Genomic DNA, 10509 nt, shown 5'->3' with positions numbered 1-10509 from the left:
GGATCACCCCCCTACGGGAGTCGATCCCTCCACCCCGGCACTGGACCTCCCCACTCCGGCACTGGCTCCCGCACGGCGGACACGGTCCGGCTCGGGTCAAGGAAGTGAGACACGTGGCTGACGACGGCAAGTACGTCGAGTACCTCAAGCGGGTGACGGCAGAGCTGCGGCAGACCCGCCGGCAGCTTCACGAGGTGGAGGAGAAGCAGCGCGAGCCCATCGCCATCGTGTCGATGAGCTGCCGCTTCCCCGGCGCCGTGGCCACCCCCGAGGACCTGTGGCGGCTCGTCGACGAGGACGGCGACGCCATCGGCCCGCTGCCCGCCGACCGAGGCTGGGACATCGAGGACCGCTTCGACCCCGACCCCGACAAGCCGGGCACCTTCTCCACCCGCGAGGGCGGCTTCCTCGGCGACGCCGCCGCGTTCGACGCGGGCTTCTTCGGCATGAGCCCCCGCGAGGCCCTCGCCACCGACCCCCAGCAGCGGCTGCTCCTCCAGGCGTCCTGGGAACTCCTCGAGCGGGCCGGCATCCCTCCCGCCACGCTGCGCTCCAGTGCCACCGGCGTCTTCGTCGGCGCCGCCACCTCCGGCTACGGCCAGGGCCCCGTGGAGGTCCCCGAGGACGTCCACGGCCTGATGCTCGCGGGCAACGCCACCTCCGTCGCCTCCGGCCGCATCTCCTACGTGCTGGGCCTGGAGGGCCCCACCGTCACCGTCGACACCGCCTGCTCCTCCTCCCTGGTCGCCCTCCACTGGGCGGTGCAGGCCCTGAGGTCGGGGGAGTGCGACCTCGCCCTGGCCGGCGGCGTCGCCGTCATGGCGACCCCCGGACTGCTCTTCGAGTTCAGCCGGCAGCGCGGCCTCGCCGCCGACGGCCGCTGCAAGGCGTTCTCCGACGACGCCGACGGCACCGGATGGTCCGAAGGCGTCGGCCTGCTCCTGGTCGAGCGCCTCTCCGACGCCCGCCGCAACGGCCACCCCGTCCTCGCCGTCGTCCGCGGCTCCGCCGTCAACTCCGACGGCGCCTCCAACGGCCTCACCGCGCCCAACGGCCCCGCCCAGCAGCGCGTCATCGAACAGGCCCTGGCCAACGCCGGTCTGAACGCCGCCGACATCGACGCCGTCGACGCCCACGGCACCGGCACCTCACTGGGCGACCCGATCGAGGCACAGGCCCTGCTGGCCACGTACGGCGGTGCCAAGGACGCCGACCGTCCGCTGCTGCTCGGCTCCCTGAAGTCCAACCTCGGCCACACCCAGGCGGCCGCCGGTGTGGCCAGCATCATCAAGATGGTCATGGCGCTGCGCCACGGCCGCCTCCCGCGCACCCTGCACGTCAGCGAGCCCTCGACCCACGTCGACTGGGCGGCCGGCCACGTCCGCCTGCTCACCGAGCCCGCCGAATGGCCCGACACGGGGGACCGGCCGCGCCGCGCCGCCGTGTCCTCCTTCGGCATCAGCGGCACCAACGCCCACACCATCCTGGAGGCCGCGCCCGCCGAACCCCCGGCCGACGCCACCGCCGACGACGGAGCGGCCGGGCCCGTGACGGAGGCCGCGCCCGCCGGCGCCCCGGCCGCCTCCCCGGTCGTGCCGTGGATCGTCTCCGCGCGCAGCGCCGCCGCCCTGCGCGGCCAGGCCGCCCGGCTCCTCGACCGTGTCACCGCCGGGGACGACTCCGCGTCGCCCGGCATCGCCCACGCCCTCCTCACCACCCGTCAGCTGTTCGAACACCGCGCCGTCGTCCTCGCCGAGGACCACGCCGCCGCGCTGCGCGGACTGGCCCGGCTCGCCGACGAGGACCCCGACGCGCCCGACGCGCCGCACGTCGTCACCGGCCGCGTCCTGCGCGGCGCCACCGCCTTCCTCTTCTCGGGACAGGGATCCCAGCGCATCGGCATGGGACGTGAGCTGTACGCGGCGTTCCCCGCGTTCGCCGCGGCCTTCGACGCGGTCTGCGCGCACCTCGACACCGCGCTGGGCCGGTCCCTGAAGGGCATCGTCCTCGACGGCAGCGAGGGCCCCGACGCCCTGGACGGCACCGGCCTCGCCCAGCCCGCGCTGTTCGCCGTCGAAGTGGCCCTGTTCCGGCTGCTGGAGTCCTGGGGCGTCAAGCCCAAGTACCTCGTCGGACACTCCCTGGGCGAACTGTCCGCCGCGCACGCCGCGGGTGTCTGGTCGCTGGCCGACGCCTGCCGGCTGGTCGCGGCCCGCGGCCGCATCATGCAGGCGCTCCCGCCGGGCGGCGCCATGATCTCCGTCGAGGCGACCGAGGACGAGGTCACCGGGCTGCTCGCCGCACACGGCGGCGCCGTGAGCATCGCCGCCCTCAACGGCCCCCGCTCCACCGTGATCTCCGGCGACGAGAACGCCGTCGAGGAGGTCGCCGCACACCTGAGCGCCCGGCAGCGGCGCACCCGGCGCCTGCGCGTCGGCCACGCCTTCCACAGCGCCCGCATGGACGCCGCCCTCGACGAGTTCCGGACCGTCGCCGAGAGCGTCACCTACCACGCGCCGCGGATCACCGTCGTCTCCAACCTGACCGGCCGGCCCGCCACCGCCGAGGAACTGCGCTCGCCCGACTACTGGGTGCGCCATCTGCGCCGGCCCGTGCGCTTCGCCGACGGCATCGACTGGCTCGCCGGACACGGCGTCAGCCGGTTCGTCGAACTCGGGCCCGACGCCACCCTGACCGCGCTCGCCCGCACCTGCCTGCCCGACGACACCACCGAACGGGTCTGCCTCGCCTCCGTGCGCAAGGACCGGCCCGAGGCCCCCGCACTGCTGGCGGCCGTGGCCGGACTCTTCGCGCACGGCGCCGCCGTGGACTGGGAGCGCCTGCTGCCCCCGCCCGCCGCCGCCCGCGTCGACCTGCCCACCTACGCCTTCCAGCGCGACGACTACTGGCTGCGCATGAGCGCCCGCGGCGCGGGCGACCTCTCCGGCGCGGGACTCGGCAGCGCCGGGCACCCGCTGCTGAGCGCCGTCGTCCGCGTCGCCGACGACGGCCGGGTCCTGCTCACCGGCCTGCTCTCGGTGCGCTCCCAGCCCTGGCTCGCCGACCACCAGGTCTCCGGCGCCGTCCTGCTGCCCGGCACCGCCTTCGCCGAACTCGCCCTGCGCGCGGGCGACGAGGTCGGCTGCGACCTGCTGGAGGAACTGACCCTCGAAGCCCCGCTCGTCCTCGCACAGAAGGACACCGCGCAGCTCCAGCTCGTCCTCGGCGCCCCCGACGACACCGGCCGCCGCCACCTGGCCGTCTACGCGCGCCCCGAGCCCGCCGCGGGCGACGACACCGACACCGGATGGACCCGCCACGCCTCCGCGGTCCTGGCCGCCGGTGCCGCCGGGGCCTCCTTCGACCTGACGGCCTGGCCGCCGCCCGGCGCCACGTCCGTCCCCCTCGACGGCTTCTACGCCGCCCTCGCCGACACCGGCTACCAGTACGGCCCCGTCTTCCAGGGCCTCAAGGCCGCCTGGCGCGCGGACGGAGCCTGGTACGCCGAGGTCGTCCTGCCCGAGGACCAGCACAAGGACGCGGCCCGCTACGGACTGCACCCCGCGCTGCTGGACGCCGCCCTGCACGCCCAGCTCACCGCCCCCGCGGGGGAGGAGGGCGGCCCCGCCGGGGTCGGACTGCCGTTCTCCTGGAGCGGGGTGCGCCTGCACGCGGCCGGAGCCACCAGCCTGCGGGTACGGATCGAACCCTCGGGCGCGAGCGGTGTCGCCCTGCGCATCGCCGACGCCGAGGGCCATCCCGTCGCCACCGTCGACACCCTCGTCTCCCGGCCCGTCTCCGCCGACAGCCTGCGCGGCGCCGCGGCCCCGGCCGCCGCCGGCGCCCTGCACCGGGTCACCTGGAGCCCCGTCGAGAACACGCCGGCCGCACCCCCGGCCGGCCGCTGGTACGCGGCCGCGGACGACGACGGCCTCGACACCGGCCTCGATGCCGCCTGGCCCCGCGTGGCAGGCCCCGACGACGTCCCCGAGGACGCCGAAGCGGTGCTGCTGCCCTGCCCCGCCGGCGACGACCCCGGCACCGTCGCCGCACACCTCCTGCGGACCCTGCGGACCTGGCTCGCCGACGACCGCACCGCCGGCGCCCGCCTCGTCGTCCTCACCCGCGGGGCCGTCGCCGCCCGCGACGGAGAGGACGTGCCGGCCGTGGCCGCGGCCGCCGCCTGGGGCCTGGTCCGCTCCGCCCAGACGGAGAACCCCGGACGCCTCGTCCTGCTCGACACCGGCACCGACGGGATACCCGCCACCGCCCTCGCCGCCGCTCTGGCCACCGGCGAACCCCAGCTCGCCCTGCGCGACGGCCGGCCGCTCGTCCCCCGGCTCACCCGCGTGAACACCGCCCGCCCCGGCGCCGATCCGGACCACGGCCCCGAGGCTCCCTGGGACCCCGAAGGCACCGTCCTGATCACCGGCGGCACCGGCTTCCTGGGCGCCCTCGTCGCCCGCCACCTCGTCACCCGCCACGCCGTACGCGGCCTCGTCCTCGCCTCCCGGCGGGGCGCCGACGCCCCCGGCGCGAGCCGTCTGGTCGCCGAACTCGCCGCCCAGGGCGCCGAGGTGACCGTCGAGGCATGTGACACCGCCGACCCCGCCGCGCTCACCGCGCTCCTCGCCCGGATCCCCGCCGACCGGCCGCTGCGCGGCGTCGTGCACACCGCCGGCGTCCTCGACGACGGCGTCCTCGCCTCACTCACCCCCGAGCGCCTCGACACCGTCCTGCGCGCCAAGGCCGCCTCCGCGCTCGCCCTGCACCACGCCACCCGGGACGCGGACCTGACCGCGTTCGTGCTGTTCTCCTCCGCCGCCGGACTGCTCGGCGGCGCCGGACAGGCCAACTACGCGGCCGCCAACACCGTCCTGGACGCCCTCGCCCAGCACCGGCACGCCCAGGGCCTGCCCGCCACCTCCCTGGCCTGGACGCTGTGGGCCGGCGACGACGGCATGACGGGCGGCCTCAGCGAGGACGACATCCGGCGCATCGCCGCCTCCGGCCTTCCCGCGATCACCGCCGAACAGGGCCTCGACCTCCTCGACGCCGCCCTCGCGACCGGCGAGCCGCTGCTCGCCCCGCTGCGACTGGACACCGCCGCGCTGCGCACCGCCGCCGCCGCGGGCCGGCTGCCCGTGCTGCTGCGCGGCCTGGTCCGGGCCCCGGCCCGGCGCACCGTCGAGGCGGGCACCGGCGGCGCACCCCGGCTGAGCGCACGCCTGGCCGGCCTGGAACCGGCCGAACAGGAACGCCTCCTCCTGGACCTGGTCCGCCGGCACGCGGCCACCGCCCTCGGCCACGACACGGCCGGCGCGGTCGGCGCCGACCAGTCCTTCCGCGACCTCGGCTTCGACTCCCTCACCTCCGTCGAACTGCGCAACCGCCTCAACACCGAGACCGGGCTGCGCCTGCCCCCCACGCTCGTCTTCGACCACCCCCGGCCCGCCGCGCTCGCCCGCCACCTGCGCGAGGAACTCGGCGGAACCACCGTGCGGACGGAGACCGCCGCCGTGGCCGCCGCCGACGACGACCCCGTCGTCATCATCGGCATGGCCTGCCAGTACCCCGGCGGCGTCACCTCCCCCGAGGAGCTGTGGCGCTTCGTCGCCGAGGGCGGCGACGCCATCTCCGCGTTCCCCTCCGACCGCGGCTGGGACCTGGAACGCCTGCCCGGACTCCAGGCCGGATTCCTCTACGGAGCCACCCACTTCGACGCCTCCCTGTTCGGGATCTCGCCCCGCGAGGCCCTCGCCATGGACCCGCAGCAGCGGCTGCTGCTGGAGTCCTCCTGGGAGGTCTTCGAGCGGGCCGGCATCGACCCGCTGTCCCTGCGCGGCAGCCGCACCGGCGTGTTCGTGGGCGCGATGGGCTCCGGCTACGCCTCCGGGCTCGCCGACATCCCCGAGGGCATGGAGGGCTACATCGGCCTCGGCGTCTCCGGCAGCGTCATCTCCGGCCGCGTCGCCTACACCTTCGGCCTCGAAGGCCCCACCATGACCATCGACACGGCCTGCTCCTCGGCGCTGGTCTCCCTGCACCTGGCCGCGCACGCGCTGCGGACCGGCGAGTGCGGCATGGCCCTGGCCGGCGGTGTCACCGTGATGGCGACCCCCGGCACCTACACCGAGTTCACCGCGCAGAACGGTCTCGCCGCGGACGGCCGCTGCAAGGCGTTCGCCGCGTCCGCCGACGGCACCAGCTTCTCCGAGGGCGTCGGCGTCCTGCTCCTCGAACGGCTCTCGGACGCCCGCCGCAACAACCACCCCGTCCTCGCCGTCGTCCGTGGCTCGGCGACCAACCAGGACGGCGCCTCCAACGGACTGACCGCCCCCAACGGCCCCTCCCAGGAACGCGTCATCCGCCAGGCCCTCGCCGCCGCCGGCCTCACCCCCCGCGAAGTGGACGCCGTCGAGGCGCACGGCACCGGCACCAGCCTCGGCGACCCCATCGAGGCACGGGCCCTGTTCGCCACCTACGGCCAGGACCGGGAGGACGGCCGGCCCCTGCTGCTCGGCTCCGCCAAGTCCAACTTCGGCCACACCCAGGCAGCCGCCGGTGCCGCCGGAGTCATCAAGATGGTCATGGCCATGCGCCACGGCGAACTGCCCCGCACCCTCCACGTCGACGAGCCCTCCGAGCACATCGACTGGTCCAGCGGCGCCATCGAACTGCTCACCGAACCCCGCACCTGGCCGGCCGACACCGCACGCCCCCGCCGGGCCGGCGTCTCCTCCTTCGGCATCAGCGGCAGCAACGCGCACGTCATCCTGGAGGAACCGCCCGCACCCCGGCCCGCCCCGGCCCGCCCCGAACCGGCCGCCCGCCCCCGCGCGTTCACCCTCTCCGGACACACCCCGGAGGCCCTGCGCGCCCAGGCAGCCCGGCTGCGCACCCACCTCCTCGCCCACCCCGGCACCGACCTGCGCGACCTCGCGCACACCCTGTCCGCCGCCCGGCACACCCTCGACCACCGCGCCGTCGCCGTCGCCGGCGACCACACGCAACTGCTCACCGCGCTCGCCGCCACCGCGCAGGGCACCGCCACCCCGGACGTCGCCACCGGCGTCGCCGGCACCGGCGCCCGGACCGCGTTCCTCTTCAGCGGCCAGGGCGCCCAGCGCCCCGGCATGGGCCAGGACCTCTACCGGGCCCACCCCGTGTACGCCGAGACGTTCGACACCGTCTGCGCCGAACTCGACCGCCACCTCGACGGACCGCCGCTGCGCTCGGTGGTCTTCTGCGAGGACGGCTCCCCCGAGGCCGACCTGCTCGGCCGGACCGCCTACACCCAGGCCGCGCTGTTCGCCGTCGGCACCGCCGCCCACGCCCTGGTCCACTCCTGGGGCGCCCGCCCCGACGCCCTCATGGGCCACTCCATCGGCGAACTGACGGCCGCGCACGCCGCGGGCGTCCTCACCCTCCCCGACGCCTGCGCCCTCGTGGCCGCCCGCGGCCGGCTGATGCAGGCACTGCCCGAGGGCGGCGAGATGACCGCCGTCGAGGCCACCGAGGAGGAGGTGCGCGCACTCCTCGGCGGGAGCGAGGGGAGCGACGGGAGCGGGGACCGCGCCGGCATCGCCGCCCTCAACGGCCCCGCGTCGGTCGTCCTCTCCGGCGACAGCGACGAAGTCGAGCGGATCGCCGCCGTCCTCGCCGGGCGCGGCCGCCGCACCAGGCGCCTGCGGGTCAGCCACGCCTTCCACTCCGCCCGCATGGACGCGATGCTCGACGAGTTCGAACAGGTCGCGGCACGCGTCACCTACGCCCCGCCCGCCCTGCCCGTCGTCTCCAACGTGACCGGGCGCCTCGCCGAAGGCGACGACCTGCGCACCGCCTCCTACTGGAGGCGGCACGTGCGCGACGCGGTCCGCTTCTGCGACGGCGCGCGCGCCCTGGAAGCCCTCGGCGTCACCACGTACCTCGAACTGGGCCCCGACGCCACGCTGACGACGATGGCCCTCGACAGCGTCACCGATCCCACGACGGCCGCCGCCGCACCGCTGATGCGGCGCGAGGGCGACGAACGCCGCTCCGCGCTGCTCGCCGCGGGCCTGCTGCACGCCCGCGGCGCCGAACTGGACGCGGCCGCGCTGCACGACCCCGACGCGCTGCGCGGTGAACCGCCACTGCCCACCTACGCCTTCCAGCGCGAGCGCTACTGGCTCCAGTCCTCCGCACAGCCCGCCGGGGCGGCCCCCACGGCCGACTCCGCCGAGGAGGCGCGGTTCTGGGACTTCGTCGAGCAGGCCGGCCCGCAGGACCTCGCCGACCGCCTCGGCCTCGGCACCGACGCCCCGCTCAGCGCGGTCCTGCCCGCGATCTCCTCCCTGCGCCGGGAGCGCCGGCAGACCTCCGAGGCGGAGGGCTGGGAGCACCGCGTCGTGTGGAAGCCGGCCGTCGAAGAGGCCGCCGCCCTCACCGGCACCTGGCTGCTGCCCGTCCCCGCCGCCGACGCGGACGGCGCCTGGGCCGCCTCGGTGGCCGCCGCCCTCGGCGCGCACGGCGCCCACGTGGTGAGCGTGCCCGTCGACTGTGTCTCGGCCGACCGCGTCACCCTGGCCGCCCAGGTGACCGGCGCCCTCGCGAAGACGGACGGCGGCGTCCTCGGCGGCGTCCTGTCGCTGCTCGCCGCCGACACCCGGCCCCTGCCGGAGCACGCCTCCACCCCGAGCGGCCTCGCCGCCACCGCCGCGCTCGTCCAGGCACTCTCCGACAGCCTGGACGACCTGGGGAGCCCGGACGGCCCGAACGGCCCGCGCACGGCGGCGGGTTCGTCCCCCGCGCCCCTGTGGTGCCTGACCGCCGGCGCCGTCGGCGTCCACGCCCAGGAGGCGCCCACCGCACCCGAACAGGCCGCCGTCTGGGGCTTCGGCCGTACCGCGGCCCTGGAGTACCCGCAGAGCTGGGGCGGACTGGTCGACCTCCCCGGCACCGCCGACGCCCCGATCGCCGAGGACATCGGCCGCCGGCTGAGCGCGGTCCTGGCCGGCCGCGACGGGGAGGACCAGGTCGCGGTACGCGGCTCCGGCACCTTCCTGCGCCGCCTGGAACGCGTACCGGCCGGCGCCGCTCCCGCCACCGCCTGGCACGGCACCGTCCTGCTGACCGGCGCGACCGGCGCCCTCGGCGTGCACACCGCCGCCTGGCTCGCCGCACAGGGCGCCGAACGGATCCTGGCCGTCAGCCGCTCCGGCGCCGGCACCGAGGGCGCGGCCCGGCTGAAGGCCGCACTGGACGGCACCGGCACCGCACTCGAGATCGCCGCCTGCGACGTCGCCGACCGCGACGCGCTCGCCGCCCTCCTGGCCCGGCACCCGGTGGACGCCGTGGTGCACACCGCGGGCGTCCTCGACGACCGGCTCATCGACACCCTCTCGCCCGAGAGCCTGGAGACCGTGCTGCGCCCCAAACTGGCCGCCGCCCGCAACCTCCACGACCTCACCCGCGACCGCGACCTGTCCGCGTTCGTGCTGTACTCGTCCGTCTCCGGCACCCTCGGCACCCTCGGCCAGGCCAACTACGCCGCAGCCAACGCCTGTCTGGACGCCCTCGCGCAGCAGCGCCGCGCCGCCGGACTGCCCGCCACCTCCCTGGCCTGGGGGCCGTGGGCCGGCGGCGGCATGGCCGCGCAGAACACCGGGGCCGAGGAGCGCATGCGGCGCAGCGGCATGAACCCGCTGGACCCGCGGCGCGCCCCGGCGGCCCTCGGCCGGGCCGTGGCCCGCCCGGACGCGGCCGTGGCCGTCGCCGACGTCGACTGGGCACGCTTCGCGCCCGGCTTCACCTCGGCCCGGCGCAGCCCGCTCCTGTCCGACCTGCCGGAGATCCGCGACCTGGCGGCCGCCCGCCCGGCGGCCCCGGGCGAGGACAACGCCGCCGAGGCGCTGCGCTCCCGGCTGGCCGGGCAGTCCGCCGCCGAGCAGGAGCGCACGCTCCTGGCCCTGGTGCGCGGCCAGGCCGCCGGGGTCCTCGGCCACGCCTCCACCGACAAGGTCGGCGCCGCCCAGGCGTTCAACGCCCTCGGCTTCGACTCCCTGACCGCCGTCGAGCTGCGCAACCGGCTCGGCACCGCCACCGGCCTGGCGCTGCCCGCCACGCTGCTGTTCGACCAGCCCAACGCGACGGCTCTCGCCGGATATCTGCGCGGCCGGCTCACCGAGGGCATGGACGGCGCGGGCCGGGCGCTCGCCGAACTCGACCGTCTGGAGTCCGCGCTGACGGACCTGGCGGACGACGACGCGCGGCGGGACCGGATCGGCGCCCGGCTGCGCTCCCTGCTGGCCCGCTGGGACGGCCCCGACCGCGGCGCCGTCCTCACGGCGACGGCGACGGACGACGTCAGCGACCGGATCAACTCCGCGGCGGCGGACGAGATCTTCGACTTCATCGAGAACGATCTTGGAATCTCCTGAGGCCGCCGCGACGGCGACGGCGAACGGACACAGGACAGGACCGGGGAACGGGTGAACACGCATGAGCGATGAACAGAAGCTCCTCGGC

1 protein-coding gene is annotated in these 10509 nt (G+C 76.5%); it reads left to right on the top strand.

Annotation, left to right across the window (positions count from 1 at the left end):
* Positions 1-113 precede the first annotated feature (113 nt).
* Positions 114-10421 (top strand): type I polyketide synthase, encoded by a 10308-nt coding sequence (locus ACFVTC_RS15910; RefSeq protein WP_390127230.1) that lies wholly within the window; start codon positions 114-116, stop codon positions 10419-10421.
* Positions 10422-10509: the final 88 nt, after the last annotated feature.

It is taken from the genome of Streptomyces sp. NPDC057950 (genome assembly GCF_042887295.1).
Lineage (GTDB): Bacteria > Actinomycetota > Actinomycetes > Streptomycetales > Streptomycetaceae > Streptomyces > Streptomyces kaempferi.
Note: the sequence above shows the minus strand (reverse complement) of the source record. Positions and strands in the feature narration are given on the sequence as shown.